This is a genomic window from Brevundimonas sp. EU05-FHT14B11, from assembly GCF_058790835.1.
Window position 1 is genome coordinate 78,599 of sequence record NZ_JBYTCY010000002.1, and the last position, 19,359, is coordinate 97,957.

Sequence of the window (19,359 nt, forward strand, 5' to 3'; positions counted from 1 at the left end):
CCGGTTGACAAGGCGGCCGCGCGCGGTCGATCTCCCTGTCAATCGGGGGTCGGATCATGCAGTCGCCAAACAACCCGTCGCCGTGCCGCCACGACTACCTGTGGTCCGACGTCCATCAGGCCGAGCTCTGCCGCCATTGCGGCCAGGGAAAGGCCGCCGCCGTCGCGCCCGCCATGGCCCTGCCCGCGGAGGACGGCTTCCTTGAGATTCCGGTCTTCAACGACCCGTTGCCGCCGCGCCGGGCCGCCGCCGGCGACAAGGTGCTCAAGGCCCAGGCCCTGCTTCGCCGCGACGCTCTGCTGACCCTGCTGGAGCGGCTGGCCGAGGACCGCCCGCCGTCGCGCGAGGACGCCATCGACGCGGTGCTGGCGGTGATCGAGGACGCGCACTCGGCCGATCCGGTGCTGTTCGGCGAGGCCGCCCGCCACTTCGCCCGCCTGCACGAGGCGCGGACCGGGCTGGTCTTCTGAAGGGGCAGGGGGATGGTGCCGGCTGCAGGAATCGAACCCGCGACATCCAGTTTACAAAACTGGCGCTCTACCAACTGAGCTAAGCCGGCCAACCGTTTGACGGCGGCCCTTATGCTGGCGCATGGGGCGGGACGCAAGCGGAGGCGACACGTGCCGATATCCTTTCCTCACATCGCGCCGGTGCTCATGCTGGTCGCCTCCAACGTCTTCATGACGCTGGCCTGGTACGGCCACCTGAAGTTCGGGTCCAAGCCGCTGTGGATCGTGGTGATCGTCAGCTGGGGCATCGCCTTCTTCGAATACTGCCTCGCCGTGCCCGCCAACCGCATCGGGCATCAGGTCTATTCGGCCGCCGAGCTGAAGACGATGCAGGAGGTCATCACCCTGATCGTCTTCGCCGTCTTCTCGGTGACCTTCCTGGGCGAGAAGCTGACGATGAACCACGCCGTCGGCTTCGCCCTGATCATCGCCGGGGCGTGGTTCATCTTCCGCGGGCCGCTCTAGGCCACCCTCAGGTCAGGCCTTCTTGCCGATCTTCAGCCCGCCGATGATCGCCCCGCCCAGCAGGTAGATGACCAGCAGGTGGCTCCAGTCGATGTGGATCAGGCGGATGTCCGAGGTCTGGTAGATGAAGTTGTAGGCCGAGGTCATCAGGGCGAAGCAGACGCAGGCGACCAGTCCGATCTTCAGCCCGCCCTTCCAGCCCGCCGACCCCTCGCGGGCGATGAACCAGCCCAGGCCGATCATGGTGATGAAGGTCTGGACCAGGCCGGCCAGCATCCACATCGGATCGCCGCCCTCGCCGGTGACGCCGGTCAGGGTCTTCCACTGCGCCTCGAAGATCACGCCGTACCAGAGGAAGCCGACGAAGAAGGCGACGACGGTCGCCACCAGGATGCCCGGCCAGTTTAGCTTGCCCATTGGATGCCCCTCCCAAGGCCGCGGATGAGTCCGCTGAGGAAGAAAGGCTACGCTCGCGCCGCCCGGCGTCAATGAACGGCGTTCACTCAAGTTCGGCGGCGATGCGGTCCGCCAGCGCGCGCAGCGCCTCGGTGTCGGCCATGGGGGCGTGGCCGTGGCCCTTCATCGGGCGGTCGGCCCAGCGCGGCACGATGTGGAAATGCAGGTGGAAGACGGTCTGGCCCCCGGCCTCGCCGTTGAACTGCAGGATCTGGAAGCCCTCGGGCTTCAGCGCCTTCTCGACCGCGCGGGCGGTGCGCCGGGTGGCCTCCATGACCTTTGCGAGGGCTTCGGGCTCGATCTCCAGCAGGTTGCGGGCGGTCGAGGTCTTGGACACCACCAGCACATGGCCTTCCGACTGCGGGAAGACGTCCATGAACACCAGGACGTCGTCGTCCTCCCACACCTTCACCGACGGAATCTGGCCCTTAAGAATCCTGGCGAAGATGTTGTCGGGGTCGTAAGGCGCGTAAAGGGTCATGTGGGGCTCCGGCTCTCGGCGCCCACGCTAGCAATCTGTGCGCGGGCAGGGGAGCCCCATCGGCGTTCACGTGTTATGGTCAAGGTTCCTATCGGAGATCGGCCATGCTGCGTTTCATCGTCCAGTTCCTCGTCACCTGCCTGGCCCTGTGGCTGGCCGCGCGGATCGTTCCGGGGGTGTCGTTCAGCGACAGCGGCTCGCTGATCCTGGCCGCCATCCTGCTGGGGATCGCCAACGCCATCGTGCGGCCGATCCTGACGGTGCTGACCTTCCCGCTGACCATCGTCACCTTCGGCCTGTTCCTGCTGGTGGTGAACGCGGCGGTGATCGGCCTGGTCGCCTATCTGCTGGGCGGTTTCGCGGTCGACGGCCTGATGGCCGGCATCGGCGCGGCCATCGTCACCGGCATCGTCAGCTGGATCGCCGGCTGGTTCATCGGCGGTCCGGACGCCCGTCGCGCCGACTGAGTCAGGTGACGTCCCGGCGGAAGGGCGACAGGTCTTCCGCCATGGCGTGCATCTCGGCCTCCACGGCCGGGCGCTCGCGCTCCAGATAGTCGGCCACCGGACCGCGCAGCGCCGGGTCGGCGATGAAGTGGGCCGAATAGACGGGCGAGGGCAGGTAGCCGCGGGCGATCTTGTGGTCCCCCTGGGCCCCCGCCTCGACCCGCGACAGGCCGCGGGAGATGGCGAAGTCGATGGCCTGGTAATAGCAGAGCTCGAAATGGAGGAAGGGGACCTCTTCCAGCGCGCCCCACTGGCGTCCGTACAGGGCGTCGCGGCCGATCAGGTTCAGCGCCCCCGCGATGGGCGTTTCGTCCCGGAAGGCGATCACCAGCGCGATCCGCTCCGCCATGCTCGCGCCCAGGCGGCTGAAGAAGTCGCGCGTCAGATAGGGGCGTCCCCACTTCCGTTCGCCCGTGTCCTGGTAGAAGGCGAAGAAGGCGTCCCAGTGCGCCTCCATGATCTCCGCCCCGGTCAGGACGCGGATATCCAGCCCGGCCTGGGCCTCGCGCCGCTCGCGCCGCACCGTCTTGCGGCGGCTGGACGACAGGGCCGACAGGAAGTCTTCGAAGGTCTGATAGCCGCCGTTGCGCCAGACGTACTGGATGTCCTGCCGCTTCAGCAGCCCGGCCTGCCCCATCGCGTCCCAGTCCTCGCGGGTCGGGAAGTTCACGTGCAGGGACGAGGCGCCCAGCCGCTGCGTCAGGGTCAGCGCCCCCTGGATCAGGGCCTCGCGCACCGTGGCGGCGTCGGCTGCCGGATGGGCCAGGAAACGCGGGCCGGTGACGGGCGTGAAGGGCACGGCGCCCAGCAGCTTGGGATAGTAGCGGCCGCCGGCCCGCTCATAGGCGTCGGCCCAGCTGTGGTCGAAGACGTATTCGCCCTGGCTGTGGCCCTTGAGCCAGAGGGGCATGACGCCGATCACGCGGCCGTCCTCGTCCTCCAGCGACAGGTGACGCCCGGCCCAGCCCTCGCGCGGAACCGCGCTGCCGGAGGCCTCGCAGGCGTCCAGGAAGTCAAAGCTGACGAACGGATCGCCGGACGGACCCGCGCAGGCGTCCCACGCCTCCCGGCCGATCTCGGCGACGGCATTGTGGACCCTGATCTGGTACCCCATTCCGCTCATCCCGGCGAAAGCCGGGACCCAGTGCTTTGGGTGACCAGCTTTTGCCGGGTGCGCATCATCGCCCGTCCTGAAACGCCTGCGTCAGGCTGGACAGGACTGGGTCCCGGCTTTCGCCGGGATGAGCGGAGCATGAGGGCCGTTTCTGAGATCAGCGGACTTCCACGATCGCGTCGACTTCAACCGCGAAGCCGAGGGGCAGCTTGTAGACGCCGACGGCCGAACGGGCGTGGCGGCCCTTGTCGCCGAACACCTCGACCATCAGGTCCGAGCAGCCGTTGATGACGGCCGGGATGGCTTCGAAATCGCCGGCGACCTGGACGAAACCGCCCAGCTTCACCACGCGCACGACGCGCTCCAGATCGCCGTCCAGCGCGGCCGAGATCTGGGCCAGCAGGTTGACGCCGCACATGCGCGCGCCCTTGACCGCGTCGTCCTGGGACACGTCGGCGCCGACGGTGCCCTTCAGCCCGCCCGCGGCGTCGTTCGACAGCTGGCCCGAGATGTGGAGCAGGTTGCCGGTCTGGACGTAGGGCACATAGTTGGCGACCGCCTTGGCGGGTTCCGGCAGGTTGATGCCGAGTTCGGCGAGACGGGCGGCGACGGTCATGGGAAGCTCCAGAAGGGATTTGGGGGCGGTTTAGCCTGTGCGGAAGGAGGCGTCATCACCTTCTCCTTCCCCCTTGTGGGGAGGGATGTCGGGGCGTCAGCGACGACAGGGCGGGGTTCGTGTCCGAGAACTCGGCGTCCCACCCGTCCCGCTTCTCGGTCCACCCTCCCCAGGGGGCGAGGGAGAACCCAGCTCAGCCCTTCAACGCCCGTCCGGCCACAACGGCGCTCTTCCCGAACTTGTCCCGCAACGCGTCGATGGCCTTTTCGGTCTTCAGCGTCCGGGCCTCGGTGCTCTCGAACAGGGCGGCGGGGGCGTCAACGGCGTCGACCACCTCGCCCATGCCGATGCCGATCAGGCGGTAGGGCAGGCCCAGCTCAGGCGTCAGCAGGTCGCGCCCGGCGGCGAACAGGGCGCGGGCCGTCTGCACCGGCTCGGGCAGGCTGATCCGCCGCGTCACGATCTTGAAGTCGGTCCGGCGCAGCTTCAGCACGATGACCCGGCTGGCCACGCCGTCGCGGCGCGCCTTGGAGGCCAGCTTCTCACACAGGGGCCAGAGTTCGCTCTCCAGGTCCTGGGCCGAGGTCAGGTCGTCGTTGAAGGTGGTCTCGGCGCTCATCCCCTTGCGGTCATGCTCGGGCCGGACGGCGCGGGCGTCGCGGCCATGGGCCAGGTCGTGAAGGCGCAGGCCGGTCTCGCCGTAGCGCTTGACCAGGTCCCGCACCTCGGCGGCGGCCAGGTCGCCGACGGTGGCGTAGCCGTCGCTCTGCAGGGTCTTGCCGAACACCGGGCCGACGCCGGGCAGGATGCGCACCGACTTGGGGGCCAGCAGGGCCTTGGATTCCGCCCCGATGACCGAGAAGCCGCGTGGCTTGTCCAGCTCCGACGCGATCTTGGCCAGGAAGCGGTTGGGGGCCAGGCCGATGGAGACGCTGAGGCCGATCTCGTCCTCGATCCGCTTCTGCAGGCGGACCAGCTGGAAGGCCGGCGGCCCGCCGTTCAGCCGTTCCGTTCCCGCCAGATCAATCCACGCTTCGTCCAGCGACAGGGTCTGGACCAGGGGCGTCAGCTCGCGGACCAGGCCGAAGATGCGTTCGCTCTCGGGCACGTATTTGCGGAAGTCGGGCTTCAGCACCACGGCCTCGGGACAGGCCTTCAGCGCCTTGAACATCGGCATGGCCGAATGCACCCCGTACATCCGCGCGATGTAGCAGCAGGTCGAGACCACGCCCCGCTTGCCGCCCCCGACGATGACCGGCACGTCGCGCAGTTCGGGCCGGTCGCGCTTCTCCACCGAGGCGTAGAAGGCGTCGCAATCCAGATGGGCGATGGTCAGGCCGTCCAGCTCGTCATGGCTCACGACCCGCCGCGATCCGCACGCGCCGCAGCGCTCGGCCTTGCGGTCGCTGGTCCAGAGGCAGTCGCGGCAGATGGACTTCATGAAGGGGAGATTGTGCCTGAGCGGCCGATCACAAGCTATCCTGCCCGCCTCTCCATTCGCCTTCACGACCGGACGGGCGACGGGAAAACCGGCGCTTCACGTCAACTTAAGAGAACCGTGGTGAGACTGTCTCGGAAGAGCACAAGCCCCCGCGCAATCGCGTCTGAGAGGGGTGAACAGGCCGGGTGGTGATGTCGAAGAAGGTCCTCATCGTCGAGGATAACGAGCTGAACATGAAGCTGTTTCATGATCTGCTCGACTCGCAGGGCTACGAAACCCTTCAGACCCGCGAGGGTCTGCAGGCGCTCGCCCTGGCGCGCCAGTATCGGCCCGACCTGATCCTGATGGACATCCAGCTGCCCGAGATCTCGGGGCTGGAGGTCACCAAATGGCTCAAGGACGACGAGGAACTGAACCATATCCCGGTGGTGGCGGTGACCGCCTTCGCCATGAAGGGCGACGAGGAGCGGATCCGGCAGGGCGGCTGCGAGGCCTATATCTCCAAGCCCATCTCGGTGATGCATTTCCTCGAGGTCGTCCGGAAGCATCTGGGGTAGGGCGGCATGACGGCGCGCATCCTTGTCGTCGACGACGTCGAACCGAACGTCCGCCTGCTCGAGGCCAAGCTGACCCTCGAATATTATGAGGTGCTGACGGCGATGGACGGCCACACGGCCATCGAGGTGGCTTCGGCCGAGCGGCCCGACATCATCCTGCTGGACGTCATGATGCCCGGCATGGACGGGTTCGAGACCTGCCGCCGGCTGAAGGCCGATCCGGTGACGCGTCACATCCCGGTCGTGCTGGTGACCGCGCTGGACGGGCGCGAGGACAAGATCAAGGGACTGGAAGCCGGAGCCGACGACTTCGTCACCAAGCCCATCGACGACGTCATCCTGTTCGCCCGCGTGAAGTCGCTGGTGCGGCTCAAGGCGGTCATGGACGAGCTGCGCGAGCGCGAGGAAAGCGGCCGCCGCTTCGGCGTCGACACCGACGGCGCGGGCCGTCTGCGCGGCTCGGGCGGGCGCGTCCTGGTCGTGGACGACAGCGCCCTGCAGGCCGGCAAGATCGTGGCCCAGCTGTCCGACGAACACCGCCCGGTGCACGAGCCCGATCCGGCGGCGGCCCTGATCGCCGCGCGCGGTCCGGTCGACCTGATGATCGTCAACGTCTCGGCGTCCGAGTTCGACGGCCTGCGCTTCGTGGCCCAGGCGCGCTCGAACGAGGCCTCCCGGCGCGTGCCCATCCTGGCGGTGGTCGATCCGGCCGACCGGCCCCGGCTGATCAAGGCGCTGGAGCTGGGCGTCAACGACATCCTGCCCCGCCCGGTGGACGCCGAGGAGCTGGACGCCCGCGCGCGCAGCCAGATCAAGCGCAAGCGCTACGCCGACTTCCTGAAGCAGAAGCTGGACTACAGCCTGGAGATGGCCGTCACCGACGCCCTCACCGGGCTGCACAACCGCCGCTACATGGCCGGCCAGCTGCAGGCCCTGCTCAGCCGGGCCGGGCAGGGGGGCGACACCGTGGCCGTGCTGGTCCTAGACATCGACCACTTCAAGGCGGTCAACGACGGCTTCGGCCACGACGCCGGCGACGAGGTGCTGCGCGAGTTCGCGGTGCGCCTGGCCACCAATGTCCGCGCCATCGACCTGCCGTGCCGTCTGGGCGGCGAGGAGTTCGTGGTGGTCATGCCCGGCGCCTCGCTGGAGGACGCCACCCGCGTGGCCGACCGGATCCGCCGCGACGTGGGCTCCCTGCCGTTCCCGATCATGGGCGGGGCCGAGAGCCTGACCATCACCGTCTCGGTCGGGGTGGCCGCCTTCAACGGCGTGACCGACACCCCCGACGCCCTGCTCAAGCGCGCCGACGAGGGCGTCTATGAGGCCAAGGCGCGCGGGCGCAACCAGGTGATCGCCCGGGCGGCCTGACGATCGTCGTTCTGTAACTTCTGAAACACGTTGATACTGGACAGAAATCGCGAATAGCGACAGCTTCACCTTAGACGAACAGCCGTCAGGACCGCGGTCCCTCGACCCGGCCTGCACCGCCTCAGCTTCGTCGGAAAGGGGCAGCAATGGGCCGGGCATCCTTCTCCCAAGCCATAGTGCAGTTTTCCAACCTCAGCGTCTCAGCGGACGACGCCGCCTACAGGGCGGTCGAGAACCTAGAGCGCGTCATTCTCGATCATGTCCCCAAGACGCCCGCCGAAGCCGTGGCGATGCTGGATGTGATCATCCCCGAGGTCTCTCTCGGCGGTCGCGCGGACGGGCGGGATGTGAAGGCCCTGCAGAGCATCCGCTCCCTGCTGGACGGCCACTCCGCCTAGCGACTCATCCAGGGCTTGGACTTGCCGGTGGCGATCCGGGCGGCCTGTTCACGCTGAAACTTGCCTCCACGCGGAGGCTTGGGCTGGGCCGCGATCCTGGCCTGCTTCAGGCGCAGAGCCCTCTGGACGGGGGTCTCGCCCTCGGGCGGGGCGTCGGTCTGGCCGTCTTCAGGATCGCTCATCCCGCACCCTAGCACGCCTTGCCGCGGATGAGGGCGGACAACGAAAAACGCCCGGTCATCGCTGACCGGGCGCTTCGAAAATCGTTAGCAAATCAACTTCTTACTTGATTTTGCCTTCCTTGAATTCGACGTGCTTCTTGACGACCGGGTCGTACTTCTTGACGACCATCTTTTCGGTCATCGTACGGGCGTTCTTCTTGGTGACGTAGAAGAAGCCGGTGTCGGCGGTCGAGTTCAGGCGGATCTTGATGGAAGCCGGCTTGGCCATCGGACAATTACCTTTGCGGACGGCGAAAGCCGCTAAATGAGAGGCGCGGAACATACTCAGGCGCGCCCGGAAGTCAACGGGCGCGACGCCGCATTGAGCATCGGCCGTTCAAAGGTCACGGTGGCGGGCATGAAAGCGCTTCTTCTCGCCGCCGCCGCGGCCGCCCTGTCCCTGTCCGCTCCCGCCTTCGCGCAGGAGGCGACGGATCCGCAGGACGCCTTCCTGGCCCGGCTGAACGCCCTGTGCGGCCAGCGGTTCGAGGGGCGGGTGGTCTCGAACGACGCCGCCGACGCCGACTTCCGGGGCAAGCGGCTGGTCATGCATGTGCGCGACTGCGCGCTGAACGAGGTCGGGATTCCCTTCGCCGTGGGCGAGGACCGGTCGCGGCGCTGGATCGTGACGCGGACGGACGAAGGCCTGTGGCTCAGGCACGACCACCGGGACCCAGAGGGGGTCATCCACGGCTATCACATGTACGGCGGCGACACGGTCGAGGCGGGAACGGCCTCGCGACAGGAGTTTCCAGTCAATCAGGCCTCGATCGACCAGTTTGTGGCCGGCGGGGCCCAGGTCTCGACCACCAATGTCTGGGCGGTCGAGGTGCATCCCGGCCAGACCTTCGCCTATGAGCTGCGCCGTCCGGGCGGGCGCTTCTTCCGCGTCGAGTTCGACCTGACCCGCCCGCTGGCGGATTGATAGGGTTGATCGTTTCCGGCCGAATTCCGTTTTCAAAGTCGGCCAGACCGTAAAATACGATATCGCGCGCAGGGCGATTGGACGCGATGAACGGTGGGAAAGACCGCCGTCAGTCTGGCATGCGCGTGCGTCAGAATCGGACGGACGCGGTCAGGCGGCGGTCCAGCCCTTCACCGGCCGGACGGTGGCGCAGGCGGGCGAGCCGTCCTTGCCCTTCCCGGGCAGGAGCACCTCCAGAACGGCGCCCGCGCGGGCCTTGTCCAGCAGGGCGGGCGGGATGTCGTGGATGTCGATCTTGGCCCGGCGGTTCCATTCCGTCGCATGGTCGCCCGCCGACTGGCCGATGCGGATGTAGACGAAGCGGCGCGCCGGACCCTCGCGGCGTACGAAGGGGCCCAGGACGCGGTTGTCGGCGGACAGGCGGATCGGAACCTCGAACGACAGGGGCGCGTCGGTCGCCGTGACCGGCGCGTGCGGCGCGTCGTCCTTCTGCAGGCTGTAGCGAACGCCGGCGACCGGGTCGGCGATGGTCAGGCGCAGGGTGATCGGGGTGTCGGCCACGTCAGCGCGCACTCTTGAACGTGTCCAGCATCGTCTCGGCCTGCTCAAGCCGCTGGAAGACGTCGGCGGCGTCGCCGCTGACGCAGCCGGCGTCGAAATTCAGCGACTGGTCCGCGTGGCCGGGCTGGGACCAGATCACGCTGCCGTATGCCCCGTCGGTGATGACGCGCCGGCACTCGAAACGGACGCCCTCATAGGGAGCGAACAGGGCGCGGAAGCGGTCGAACTGTTCCTCCGACACCGGGAAGGTCACCGGCTCGGCGTCGCGGTTCACGTATCGCCCCTCACCGCCGCGCGGCAGGGTCCACTCGACCAGCCGGTTGCCCCACGAGCGCCAGACCAGGGTCATGGTGGTCGGTGCGGGCAGGCCGGGCGGCGGGACGAAGCGGGCGCGGGCCCAGTCATTCATCTGCCGATAGGCCCGATTGCTGTTGATGGACATGCGGCTGAACGTGTCGGTGTAGCAGAAGCTGTCGTTCGGGCGCCGGACCTCGCCCCGACTGTCCCGCCAGAGCAGGTAGCCGTCCCGATAGACGTCCGCTTTGGGGTTGTCGCAGGCGAGGCCCTCGGCGCGGTAGGGCTCCAGCAGGTCGCGGATGACGACATAGTCCTCGTGGCTGACGGGGAAGGTCCAGTCCTCTCTGTCGCCGGACCGGAAGCGGCCCTGGCCGCCGTCCTCGATGCTGTAGAACAGGACGTCCGGACGCATGACGACCTCGATCCGGTCGGGCGCCTCCTGCGCCAAGGCGGGCGCGGCGGTCAGACACAGGGCGACGATGAGGGCGATGTGACGGCGCATGGAAATCCTCCCGCGCCGAGGAAACCGCAGTCAACGGAAACAGGCAACCGTCGGTCGCCGCCGGTCAGGGATCGTCAGTCCTGATGATCCACGACATGCTGTCCGCGCACCATGCGGACGAAGGGCAGGGGACGATTGGGGGCGTTGAGCCGCTCGGCCACCTCGCCCAGGACGAAGCGGGTGATGGCGGGCAGGTCCAGCGCCCGGGCCTCGACCAGGGGCAGCCAGGCGATCTCGTCCAGCTCGCCGGAGCCGGCCGTCGGCTCCGGATGCAGCAGGGCCGAGACGTCGGCCATGAAGAAGCGGGCGTCGAAGCGGCGGGTGCGGCCCGGCGGGGTGATGGCCCGCGCGACATAGGACAGGGCGGCCAGGTCGGGCAGGGCGCCGACGGCGCGGAACTCGCGCCAGCCGCCGGCGACGGAGGCGGGCGGGGCGGGCTCGGCCAGCAGCAGGCCGGTCTCCTCATAGGTCTCGCGCACGGCGGCCAGGGCCAGGGCGCGGGCGCGGCGGACCGGGACCTCGCGGGCCAGGCGCGCGGCGTCGGCGGGCCTCAGGTCGGTGGCGAAGGCGGCGGCGGCGTCCGACCGCTCGACCTTGCCGCCCGGGAAGACCCATTTGGAGGCCATGAAGACGTGCCCGGGCGCGCGGCGGCCCATCAGCACCTCGGCGCCGGAAACGCCCGGACGGGTCAGGATCAGGGTCGCGGCGTCCCTGGGCCGGCCGGTCGCCGCGGTGCGCGGGGCGTCGGCCAGATCCTGGCGGGCGTCGAAGGGTTCACTCGGGTCGGACACCCGAGACGATTACCACCGACAGGTCGCGCGTGGGGGTGAAATTGGTCCGCCGCATCTCGAAGCGGGTCGAGCTGATCCGGCGCACATCCTCGCCGCAGAAGCTGACCAGATTGCGCGACGAGCCCTTGTCGACGACCAGCCGGAACTCGCCGATCGGTTCGGCCCAGTTGGCGCCGGTGGTCAGGATGTAGTCGACCCAGGTCTCGGTCAGATACTGGCCCCGGCGGCGCAGCCGCGCGGTGCCGGCCTGGAAGGCGGCGTCGGCGCAGTATCGCGCCGCGTGTTCGGCGGCGTAGTCGCTGCTCGCCGCGTCCGGATCGCCGAAGACGCTGCCCGCCGATCCGCCGACGGCGGGCGCATAGCGGTGATCCACGGCCAACTCCTTCCCGGCGGGGAAGACCTGGGTCCAGTAGTGGGTGGTCTTCAGCGTCCACAGCGGCGCGAAGTCGGCCACCCGGCGGGCGCCGTCGGCGTAGCCGCGATCCTCGATCAGGCCCATCTCGATCAGCATGTCGATCTGCGGACGGGGCAGGGCGGCGACGGCGGCGCGGACGGCCGGATCGTAGGGCGACAGCGGCAGCTCCAGCCCGCGCAGCAGGCCGGTGCGATCGACGCCGTCCAGCATGGCCTTCTGCTCGACATTGGTGGCCACGCGCCGTCCCTGGACGGCGGTGACGAAGGTCAGGGCGCCCGGGTCGGACAGGGCGACGTCGCCCTCATTGCCGCCGACGATGTCGGGCAGGGGGAAGGCGACGATGGTGGAGATGTCGCGGTCGGTCCGGTTGAAGAACCGGTACTTCACCCGGATCTCGCGCGCCGAGACGAACAGGTCCTCGGAGCGCATGACGATGCCGTCGGTGCGCTGCAGGATCAGGCCGCCCGCGCCCATGGACGCGACGCTGTCATTGGCCGTCGCCGGCGCGGCGAGACACAGGGCGGCTAGCGCCGCCAAGACCGTTTTGCGCATCATCATCGTCACTCCCCCAGGAGACCTTAGCCGCTGAGGAATGGCGGAACCATGACAGGGCGTGGTCGAGAGGCGGGCCTACCGCCGCTTGCCCTTGCGGACGCCCTTCAGGCCGCCCGAGGGCTTCTTGCCGTCGCGGGGCTTGGGTCCGCCGCGCTTGGGATAGCCGCCGCCGGGGGCGCCGCGGGCGCGCATGCCCAGACGCGCCGAGGGGGTGTTGGGATCGCGCGGGCCGGGCTCGCTGAGCATTTCGAACAGCAGGCCGCCGGTGACCGGGGTCGCCTCCTTCAGCTTGACCTCGACCTTGCGGCCCAGGACCCAGCGCAGGCCGGAGCGTTCGCCGACGAGGGCGTGGCTGCGGTCGTCGTGGGTGAAATACTCGTTGCCGAGCGTCGAGACGGGGACCAGGCCGTCGGCGCCGGTCTCGTCCAGCCGGATGAACAGGCCGAAGCGGGTGACGCCGGTGATGCGGCCGGTGAAGCTGGCGCCGACGCGGTCCTCCAGATAGGCGGCGATGTAACGGTCCATGGCGTCGCGCTCGGCGGCCATGGAGCGGCGCTCGGTCATCACGACGTGTTCGGCGATGGACGGCAGTTCGGCGATCTCGCGGTCGGTCAGCCCGTCCTTGCCGAGGCCCAGGGCGCGGATCAGGCCGCGGTGGACGATCAGGTCGGAGTAGCGCCGGATCGGCGAGGTGAAGTGGGCGTAGCGGTCCAGGTTCAGGCCGAAGTGGCCGACGTTCTCGGCCGAATAGATGGCCTGCATCTGGGTGCGCAGGACCACCTCGTTGACGACCTCGGCGTGCTCGGTCTCGCGGGTCTCGTCCAGCAGCTTGTTGAAGCGCTTGGTCGTGGCAGGCTCGCCCTTGGTCCACGGCTTGCCGATGGTGCCCAGGAAGTCGCCGAGGTTGAACAGCTTCTCCTGACTGGGGGCGTCGTGGACGCGGTAGAGCAGGGGCGTCTTCTTCTGTTCAAGCGTTTCGGCGGCGCAGACGTTGGCCTGGATCATCATCTCCTCGATCAGCCGGTGGGCTTCGAGGGAGACGCGGGCCTCGATGGATCTAATCTTTCCCTCAGGGTCCATGCGGATGCGGCGCTCGGCGCTCTCGATCTGCAGGGGCGCGCGCTTCAGCCGTCCCTTCAGCATGGCGCGATAGGCGTTCCACAGGGGATAGAGGATGGCCTCCATGATCGGGCCGGTGGTGTCGTCGGGTGCGCCGTCGATGGCGGCCTGGGCCTGCTCGTAGGAGAGCTTGGCGTGGCTGCGCATCAGGCCGCGCACGAACTTGTGGCCGGTCTTGCGGCCATCCTTGTCGAAGACCATGCGCACGGCCATGCAGGCGCGGTTGTCGCCCTGGGTCAGGCTGCACAGGCCGTTGGACAGGCGTTCGGGCAGCATCGGCTCGACGCGGTCGGGGAAGTAGGTCGAGTTGCCCTTGTCACGGGCCTCGCGATCCAGGTTGGTCCCGGGTCGGACGTAGGCGGCGACGTCGGCGATGGCGACCCAGACGATCCAGCCGTCCGCGTTCTTGGGATCGTCGTCGCGCATGGCGTAGACGGCGTCGTCATGGTCGCGGGCGTCGACGGGGTCGATGGTGATCAGGGGCAGGTCGCGCAGGTCCTCGCGGCCCTTCAGGGACGGCAGCTCCTGATGCTCGGCCTCCTGCTCGACGGCCTCGGAGAAGCCGGTCGGGACGCCGTGGCTGTGGATGGCGATCAGGGAGGCGGCGCGGGCGTCGTCCTCGCGGCCGATGGTCTCCAGGATCTTGCCGCGCTTGGGTCCGTAGCGCTGGTCGCCCTTCTCGATGGCGGCCAGGACCAGGTCGCCGTCCTTCAGGCCCTCGGCCTGGGCGTGAGGGACCAGCAGCACGTCCTTGGAGCGGCGGTCGACGGGCTCGACCCGGACCTCGCGGTTGGACTTGCGGATGACGCCGAGGACGCGGGTGCGCTCGCTGTCCAGCTTCTTGACCAGCCGGGCTTCCCAGCCTTCGGCGCCGCGGCTGAACTTGACCAGCAGGCGGTCGCCCATGCCGGGGGCGGGGCCGGTGCGGCCCGAGTTGTCGGGCATCAGCAGGGCGCGGGGCGCGTCGTCGGAGGCCTCGACCAGACGGACGTAGAGTTCGCCGTCCAGGTCGCGCTCGACCACGTCGGCGACGCCGACGGGGGGCAGGGCGCCGGAGGGGCTGAAGCCCTTCCTGCCGCGCTTGCCCACAGCGCCTTCGGCTTCGAGTTCGCGGATCATTTCGCGCAGGGCGCGGCGGTCGCCGCCCTTCAGCCCGAAGTGGCGGGCGATGTCGGTCTTCTCGGCCGATCCGGCGTCACGCAGGAAGGCGAGCAGGGTCTGTTTGTCGGGGAGGCCGGCGGGCGGCCTCTTGGGGGTGTTTGTCATTGAATCCTTTGATACCGCGCTTCGGCGCTCTTCGAGAGGCGAAATCTTGCGCGGCTTGTGATGAGTGAGGGGCGCGCCTAGTTCTTGGCGCGAACGTCCCCTGGAGTTTCTGATGTCTCTCGCCCCCACCCCGGTCCTGTCCGGTCCTACCGGCTCGTTGCTGGACCTGATCGGCAAGACGCCGATGGTGGAGGTGACGAAGATCGATACCGGCAAATGCCGTCTGTTCCTGAAGCTGGAGGCGCAGAACCCTGGGGGATCGATCAAGGACCGCATCGCCCTGTCGATGATCGACGCGGCGGAGCGGGAGGGGGTCCTGAAACCCGGCGGCGTCATCGTCGAAGCGACGGCCGGCAACACGGGTCTGGCGCTGACCCTGGTGGGGCAGGCCAAGGGATATAAGGTGCTTCTGGTCATCCCGGACAAGATGTCCAAGGAAAAAATCCAGCATTTGAGGGCGATGGGCGCGGATGTTCGCCTGACGCGATCGGACGTGCCGCACGGGCATCCCGAATATTACACCGACATGGCCGAGCGGCTGGCGCAGCAGATTCCGGGCGGATTCTACGTCAACCAGTTCGCCAACGACGCCAACTCCGAGGCCCACTTCAAGACCACGGGTCCGGAGATCTGGGCGCAGCTGGACGGCCAGATCGACGCCTTCGTGGCCGGCATCGGCTCGGGCGGCACGATCACCGGCACGGCCCGCTTCCTGAAGAGCGTCGGCTCGAACGCCGAGATCATCCTGGCCGATCCGGTCGGCTCGACCCTGGCGGGGATCGTCAACGAGGGCGTGCCGGGGCCGGAGGGCAGCTACACCGTCGAGGGCATCGGCCAGAATTTCGTGCCGGACACCGCCGACATCGACCTGATCGACAAGGCCTATTCCATCCCCGACGCCGAGGCGATCGCCACCGTGCGCGAGCTGCTGCTGAAGGAAGGCGTGCTGGCCGGGTCGTCGTCGGGCACCCTGATCGCCGCCGCCCTGCGCTGGTGCCGCGAGCAGACCGAGCCGAAGCGGGTGGTGACCTTCGTCTGCGACACGGGCGCCAAATATCTGTCCAAGGTCTACAACGACGCCTGGCTGGCCGATCAGGGCCTGGGCGAGCGCGAGCTGCACGGCGACCTGTCGGACCTGATCTCGCGCAAATACGCCAACGGCGACGTGGTCGTGGCCGGGCCGGACGACACCCTGGACACCGCCTTCAAGCGGATGAAGGGCGCCGACGTCTCGCAGCTGCCGATCATCCAGGACGGCCGCCTGGTCGGCATCCTGGACGAGAGCGACCTGGTGCATGTGATGAACACCGACGAGATCACCCGCAAGGAGCGCTTCGCCAAGCCGGTGTCGTCGGCCATGACCCGCGACCTGGACACGGTGCAGGTCTCCGAGCCGCTGGACGCCCTGATCCCCCTGTTCGACCGGGACCGGGTGGCCATCGTGCTGGACGGCGAAGCCTTCGTCGGCCTGATCACCCGCACCGACCTGATCAATCACCTGAGCCTGAACCGGTAGGGCGCCGGCCGCGCGGGGGAGGGAAATTCGTTCAGGACCCGACGCCCCGGATTTACAGATCGGGCGATCCGGTAGTTGATCTCGTCAAACGCCATTACGGGAACGACGATGAACAGTGCGGACATGAAGCGGCGCGGTTTCCTGGCCGGGATCGCCGGCCTGGGCGTCGCGGGCTCCGTCCGGGCCCAGGAGGCGGCGCCCGCGCCCACACCCGAGCCCGCCGCGCCGACGCCCGCCTATGAGGGCATGACCTTCGACAGCCACGGCAAGCCGATCCGGGCCATCCACTACAGCCCGGTGGGCGAGGGGCGTCGGGCGGCGATCGTGATGATGCACGGGTCGGGCGCGCGGATCACCAACCGGGGACCGTGGCACCATCTGGCCATGCGGTTCGCCGGCGACGGCTACCAGGTCCTGACCCCGCTGTTCACCGACGCCTTCGCCGACGACGGCATCCGGCCCGAGCGGATGATGAACGCCTGGCGCCATGTGGGCGAGGACGCCATCGACTGGTTCATCGCCCGCGGGATCGACCGCCGGCGCACGGCGATGTTCGGCTATTCGCTGGGCTCCTACGTCGCGGTGGACGGGGCGCTGGGGAACAGCCGGGCCGCGGCGGCGATCGGGCTGGCGGGCGGCGTGGACGTCTACACGCCGCGCACGCCCCGGCGGCGGATCCCGGTGATGATGCTCCGCGCCGAGAACGACACCCATGTCTTGCCCCAGAACACCGCGTCGTGGATCACCTTCCTGCGTGACAAGGGCATCAGCGTCCGCGAGGAAGTACTGCCGGGCGCGGACCATCTGTTCACGCCCCCGCAGTGGCTCGAGATCTTCGAGCGTTCTGCGGCGTTTTACGGCGGCAACATCGGCCGCACCGACCAGGACGCTTCATGAGTTCGCTTAAGAACAGCCAGGGTTTCTCGACCCGCGCCATCCACGCCGGGCAGCGCCCCGACCCGACGACCGGGGCGGTGATGACGCCGATCTACGCCACCTCGACCTACGCCCAGGAAAGCCCGGGCGTGAACAAGGGCTATGAGTACGCCCGGGGCAAGAACCCGACGCGCGAGGCCTTCGAGGCCTGCCTGGCGGACCTGGAGGGCGGGATCCAGGGCTTCGGCTTCGCCTCGGGCATGGCCGCGACCTCGACCGCGCTGGAGCTGCTGGACGCCGGGTCGCATATCGTCACCGGCGACGACCTGTACGGCGGCTCGTGGCGGCTGTTCGAGCGGGTGCGGCGCCGGTCGATGGGGCTGGATTTCAGCTACGTCGACTTCAGCGACCTGAACGCGGTCGAGGCGGCGATCACGCCCAAGACCAAGATGATCTGGGCCGAGACGCCCACCAATCCGCTGATGAAGCTGACGGACATCGCGGGCCTGTCGAGTATCGCCAAGGCGCATGGCCTGCTGCTGGTGGTCGACAACACCTTCGCCACGCCGTGGAGCCAGCAGCCGCTGAAGCTGGGCGCCGACGTTGTGATGCACTCGGCGACCAAATACCTGAACGGCCACTCCGACATCATCGGCGGGGCGCTGGTGACGGCCGATCCCGATCTCGCGAAGGAGATCAAGTTCCTGCAAAACTCCGTGGGCGGGGTGATGGGGCCGTTCGACGCCTTCCTGGCCAACCGCGGGCTCAAGACCCTGGGCCTGCGCATGAAGGCGCACAACGAGAACGCCCTGGCCGTCGCCCGCTGGCTGGAGGCCCGAAAAGGCATCGCCAAGGTGATCTACCCGGGCCTGATCAGCCATCCGCAGCACGACCTGGCGTCACGGCAGATGAACGGCCGCTACGGCGGCATGGTCACGGCGATCATCGACGGCGACCTGTCGCGCACCAAACAGGTGCTGGAGCGGGTGCAGGTGTTCACGCTGGCGGAGTCGCTGGGCGGGGTCGAAAGCCTGGTGAACCACCCGGCCATCATGACCCACGCCAGCGTGCCGAAAGAGGTGCGCGAGGCGGGCGGGGTGACCGACAACCTGATCCGGCTGTCGGTCGGGGTCGAGGACCTGGACGACCTGATCGGCGACCTGGATCAGGCGCTGGGGTGAGCCCTCAGTTCGCCGGCAGGGCCAGGGTCCAGCCGTCGTTCGGCTCGATCCAAAGGACGGTGCTTTCGAACTCGGGGCGGGCGACGCCGTTGACGGTGACCGCCGCCTTCAGCGTGCCGTCGGCGTTCGGGACATAGGTGCTGCAGAACTCGCCGTCGCCCAGCACGGCCGAGATGTTGGCGGCGATCTGCTGGCGCGCGCCCTCGAACTGGGCGCCTTCCAGACGGGTCCCGTCGATCTCGATGCCGGTGATTTCCTCGGCGCGGTTCTCAGGACGGGCGCACTCCGCGCCGTCCTTCACATAGACCTTGCCGGTGGCGAACAGGACCACGGCGGGCGAGGCGTTGATCTGGTTGCGGGCGTCGTTCCAGATCGTGCCGTCGGGGTCGAAGCGGTAGGCGCCGATGGCGGTGCAGGTCTTGGCCGCGACATTGGGGCCGTAGCATTGCAGCTTGCCGGAACGGCCGGGCTCCAGCGGTCCTGCGTCCTGGGGGGCGCCGGCCAGCGCCAGCAGGGCCATAAGCAGCATGATCTCATCCTTGGGACGTCACCCGCCGGACCGGTTCCGGCGGGACATCATCGCACAACGCTGGAGACCGGAAAAAGGCTCAGGCGGCTTTGGACGGAAGGGCGGTCTGGTGGCCGGTGGCGGGCGGGGCCTTCTTCTTGGCCGGCGCGCGGGGCTTCTTCACCGCGGTGGAGGGCAGGGCGGCGCGGCGTGCCGTCTCGGCGTCGATCAGCGGCAGGATGTCGGCGGCGGTCGCGGCCTGGACCGGCGAACCGCTGGCGGACAGGCGTTCGGCGTTGGCGCGCAGGGCCTTGAGGTCGGGATCGCTCATGGCGGGGATCATGTCGGCGAGCGGGGTCATGGGACTCTCCTGATGCTCTGAAAGGCAAAAGGGCCGGCGCCTTTCAGCAGCCGGCCCCCCGATAGGTCTGAAAGCCTATTCGGCAGCCTTCAGGCGACCGGCGGATTCCTTGCCCGAGCGCTGGTCGCGCTCGATCTCGTAGGAGATCTTCTGGTTTTCGCTGAGGATGCCCAGGTCCGAGACCTCGACCGCCGAGGCGTGAACGAACACGTCCTTGCCGCCGTCATCGGGAGCGATGAAACCATAACCCTTGGTGGAGTTGTACCATTTTACAGTGCCGGTAGCCATTTTCAGGACCTCCGCTAGCAGTTCGCCGCCGGAAGAGTTTCCGGATCGGCCTGTCGGGTCTGA

25 protein-coding genes and 1 tRNA gene are annotated in these 19,359 nt (G+C 68.5%); 10 read left to right on the top strand and 16 right to left on the bottom strand.

All coding sequences use genetic code 11. The annotated features are described in order from the left end of the window. Positions 1–56 precede the first annotated feature (56 nt). Positions 57–470, top strand: a complete 414-nt coding sequence (locus AC3WRV_RS07810; protein ID WP_492312796.1) for a hypothetical protein — start codon at positions 57–59, stop codon at positions 468–470. Positions 471–483: 13 nt separating this feature from the next. Here AC3WRV_RS07810 and AC3WRV_RS07815 read toward each other — a convergent pair. Further along, positions 484–559, bottom strand: a tRNA-Thr gene (locus tag AC3WRV_RS07815). A 61-nt stretch (positions 560–620) separates the two neighbouring features. On the opposite strand from AC3WRV_RS07815, the gene AC3WRV_RS07820 reads away from it, so the two are divergent. Then, entirely contained in the window at positions 621–974 is a 354-nt protein-coding gene (locus AC3WRV_RS07820) for a DMT family protein (RefSeq protein WP_291840059.1), read from the top strand. A 12-nt stretch (positions 975–986) separates the two neighbouring features. Here AC3WRV_RS07820 and AC3WRV_RS07825 read toward each other — a convergent pair whose 3' ends face one another. Next, positions 987–1,391, bottom strand: coding sequence for a DUF1761 domain-containing protein (locus AC3WRV_RS07825; protein WP_291840060.1), 405 nt, complete (start codon positions 1,389–1,391; stop codon positions 987–989). Positions 1,392–1,473: 82 nt separating this feature from the next. Next, positions 1,474–1,911 carry an HIT family protein gene (locus AC3WRV_RS07830; protein WP_492312797.1) on the bottom strand — a complete coding sequence of 146 codons (438 nt, stop codon included), beginning with the start codon at positions 1,909–1,911 and terminating at the stop codon, positions 1,474–1,476. Positions 1,912–2,015: 104 nt separating this feature from the next. Here AC3WRV_RS07830 and AC3WRV_RS07835 point away from each other — a divergent pair, with 104 nt between their 5' ends. After that, positions 2,016–2,378, top strand: a complete 363-nt coding sequence (locus tag AC3WRV_RS07835) for a phage holin family protein (protein ID WP_492312798.1) — start codon at positions 2,016–2,018, stop codon at positions 2,376–2,378. 1 nt (position 2,379) lies between these two features. Here the strand turns inward: AC3WRV_RS07835 and AC3WRV_RS07840 are convergent, their stop codons facing one another. The 3 genes from AC3WRV_RS07840 to AC3WRV_RS07850 all read right to left on the bottom strand — a co-directional run bounded on the left by AC3WRV_RS07840 (position 2,380) and on the right by AC3WRV_RS07850 (position 5,588). Next, positions 2,380–3,540 (bottom strand): GNAT family N-acetyltransferase, encoded by a 1,161-nt coding sequence (locus tag AC3WRV_RS07840; RefSeq protein WP_492312799.1) that lies wholly within the window; start codon positions 3,538–3,540, stop codon positions 2,380–2,382. A 148-nt stretch (positions 3,541–3,688) separates the two neighbouring features. Further along, positions 3,689–4,147, bottom strand: a complete 459-nt coding sequence (locus tag AC3WRV_RS07845) for a RidA family protein (protein ID WP_291838523.1) — start codon at positions 4,145–4,147, stop codon at positions 3,689–3,691. A 193-nt stretch (positions 4,148–4,340) separates the two neighbouring features. Then, positions 4,341–5,588 carry a DNA polymerase IV gene (locus AC3WRV_RS07850; protein ID WP_492312800.1) on the bottom strand — a complete coding sequence of 416 codons (1,248 nt, stop codon included), beginning with the start codon at positions 5,586–5,588 and terminating at the stop codon, positions 4,341–4,343. Positions 5,589–5,779: 191 nt separating this feature from the next. On the opposite strand from AC3WRV_RS07850, the gene AC3WRV_RS07855 reads away from it, so the two are divergent. From AC3WRV_RS07855 to AC3WRV_RS07865, 3 genes are all read left to right on the top strand, one after another. Further along, positions 5,780–6,145, top strand: a complete 366-nt coding sequence (locus AC3WRV_RS07855) for a response regulator (RefSeq protein ID WP_291838517.1) — start codon at positions 5,780–5,782, stop codon at positions 6,143–6,145. A gap of 6 nt (positions 6,146–6,151) precedes the next feature. Then, positions 6,152–7,516, top strand: a complete 1,365-nt coding sequence (locus AC3WRV_RS07860) for a PleD family two-component system response regulator (RefSeq protein ID WP_291838512.1) — start codon at positions 6,152–6,154, stop codon at positions 7,514–7,516. A gap of 146 nt (positions 7,517–7,662) precedes the next feature. Continuing rightward, the gene (locus AC3WRV_RS07865; RefSeq protein WP_492312801.1) at positions 7,663–7,914 is read left to right on the top strand and encodes a hypothetical protein; all 252 of its coding nucleotides are present in this window, start codon (positions 7,663–7,665) and stop codon (positions 7,912–7,914) included. Here the strand turns inward: AC3WRV_RS07865 and AC3WRV_RS07870 are convergent. Both AC3WRV_RS07870 and rpmG read right to left on the bottom strand, forming a co-directional pair. Then, positions 7,911–8,096, bottom strand: coding sequence for a hypothetical protein (locus AC3WRV_RS07870; protein WP_291838507.1), 186 nt, complete (start codon positions 8,094–8,096; stop codon positions 7,911–7,913). The genes AC3WRV_RS07865 and AC3WRV_RS07870 overlap by 4 nt on opposite strands. 100 nt (positions 8,097–8,196) lie before the next feature. Further along, complete coding sequence (rpmG, locus tag AC3WRV_RS07875; protein WP_029417689.1) at positions 8,197–8,364, bottom strand: 50S ribosomal protein L33; 168 nt, start codon at positions 8,362–8,364, stop codon at positions 8,197–8,199. A 129-nt stretch (positions 8,365–8,493) separates the two neighbouring features. On the opposite strand from rpmG, the gene AC3WRV_RS07880 reads away from it, so the two are divergent. After that, entirely contained in the window at positions 8,494–9,060 is a 567-nt protein-coding gene (locus AC3WRV_RS07880) for a hypothetical protein (RefSeq protein WP_492312802.1), read from the top strand. 150 nt (positions 9,061–9,210) lie between these two features. Here AC3WRV_RS07880 and AC3WRV_RS07885 read toward each other — a convergent pair whose 3' ends face one another. The 5 genes from AC3WRV_RS07885 to rnr form a co-directional block, all read right to left on the bottom strand. Beyond that, the gene (locus AC3WRV_RS07885; protein ID WP_492312803.1) at positions 9,211–9,633 is read right to left on the bottom strand and encodes a DUF5990 family protein; all 423 of its coding nucleotides are present in this window, start codon (positions 9,631–9,633) and stop codon (positions 9,211–9,213) included. Continuing rightward, a complete protein-coding gene (locus AC3WRV_RS07890) occupies positions 9,623–10,420 on the bottom strand; it encodes a hypothetical protein (protein ID WP_492312804.1) in 798 nt (265 codons plus the stop codon). The genes AC3WRV_RS07885 and AC3WRV_RS07890 overlap by 11 nt, the downstream gene beginning before the upstream one ends. 74 nt (positions 10,421–10,494) lie before the next feature. Next, entirely contained in the window at positions 10,495–11,211 is a 717-nt protein-coding gene (locus AC3WRV_RS07895) for an NUDIX hydrolase (protein WP_492312805.1), read from the bottom strand. Continuing rightward, positions 11,195–12,184, bottom strand: coding sequence for a DUF4424 domain-containing protein (locus AC3WRV_RS07900; RefSeq protein ID WP_492312806.1), 990 nt, complete (start codon positions 12,182–12,184; stop codon positions 11,195–11,197). Before AC3WRV_RS07900 ends, AC3WRV_RS07895 begins: the two co-directional genes overlap by 17 nt. A 72-nt stretch (positions 12,185–12,256) precedes the next feature. Further along, the gene (gene rnr, locus AC3WRV_RS07905; RefSeq protein ID WP_492312807.1) at positions 12,257–14,566 is read right to left on the bottom strand and encodes a ribonuclease R; all 2,310 of its coding nucleotides are present in this window, start codon (positions 14,564–14,566) and stop codon (positions 12,257–12,259) included. Positions 14,567–14,678: 112 nt separating this feature from the next. On the opposite strand from rnr, the gene AC3WRV_RS07910 reads away from it, so the two are divergent. The 3 genes from AC3WRV_RS07910 to AC3WRV_RS07920 all read left to right on the top strand — a co-directional run bounded on the left by AC3WRV_RS07910 (position 14,679) and on the right by AC3WRV_RS07920 (position 18,139). After that, positions 14,679–16,082 carry a pyridoxal-phosphate dependent enzyme gene (locus tag AC3WRV_RS07910; protein WP_492312808.1) on the top strand — a complete coding sequence of 468 codons (1,404 nt, stop codon included), beginning with the start codon at positions 14,679–14,681 and terminating at the stop codon, positions 16,080–16,082. Positions 16,083–16,205: 123 nt separating this feature from the next. Continuing rightward, on the top strand, positions 16,206–16,979 hold the full coding sequence (locus tag AC3WRV_RS07915; RefSeq protein ID WP_492312809.1) for an alpha/beta hydrolase family protein: 774 nt from the start codon (positions 16,206–16,208) through the stop codon (positions 16,977–16,979). Further along, positions 16,976–18,139, top strand: a complete 1,164-nt coding sequence (locus AC3WRV_RS07920; RefSeq protein WP_492312810.1) for a cystathionine gamma-synthase — start codon at positions 16,976–16,978, stop codon at positions 18,137–18,139. Before AC3WRV_RS07915 ends, AC3WRV_RS07920 begins: the two co-directional genes overlap by 4 nt. Positions 18,140–18,143: 4 nt before the next feature. Here AC3WRV_RS07920 and AC3WRV_RS07925 read toward each other — a convergent pair whose 3' ends face one another. From AC3WRV_RS07925 to AC3WRV_RS07935, 3 genes are all read right to left on the bottom strand, one after another. Beyond that, positions 18,144–18,668, bottom strand: a complete 525-nt coding sequence (locus AC3WRV_RS07925; RefSeq protein WP_492312811.1) for a hypothetical protein — start codon at positions 18,666–18,668, stop codon at positions 18,144–18,146. A gap of 79 nt (positions 18,669–18,747) precedes the next feature. Further along, positions 18,748–19,008 carry a hypothetical protein gene (locus AC3WRV_RS07930; protein ID WP_291839567.1) on the bottom strand — a complete coding sequence of 87 codons (261 nt, stop codon included), beginning with the start codon at positions 19,006–19,008 and terminating at the stop codon, positions 18,748–18,750. A 75-nt stretch (positions 19,009–19,083) separates the two neighbouring features. Then, entirely contained in the window at positions 19,084–19,296 is a 213-nt protein-coding gene (locus AC3WRV_RS07935) for a cold-shock protein (protein ID WP_492312812.1), read from the bottom strand. Positions 19,297–19,359: the final 63 nt, after the last annotated feature.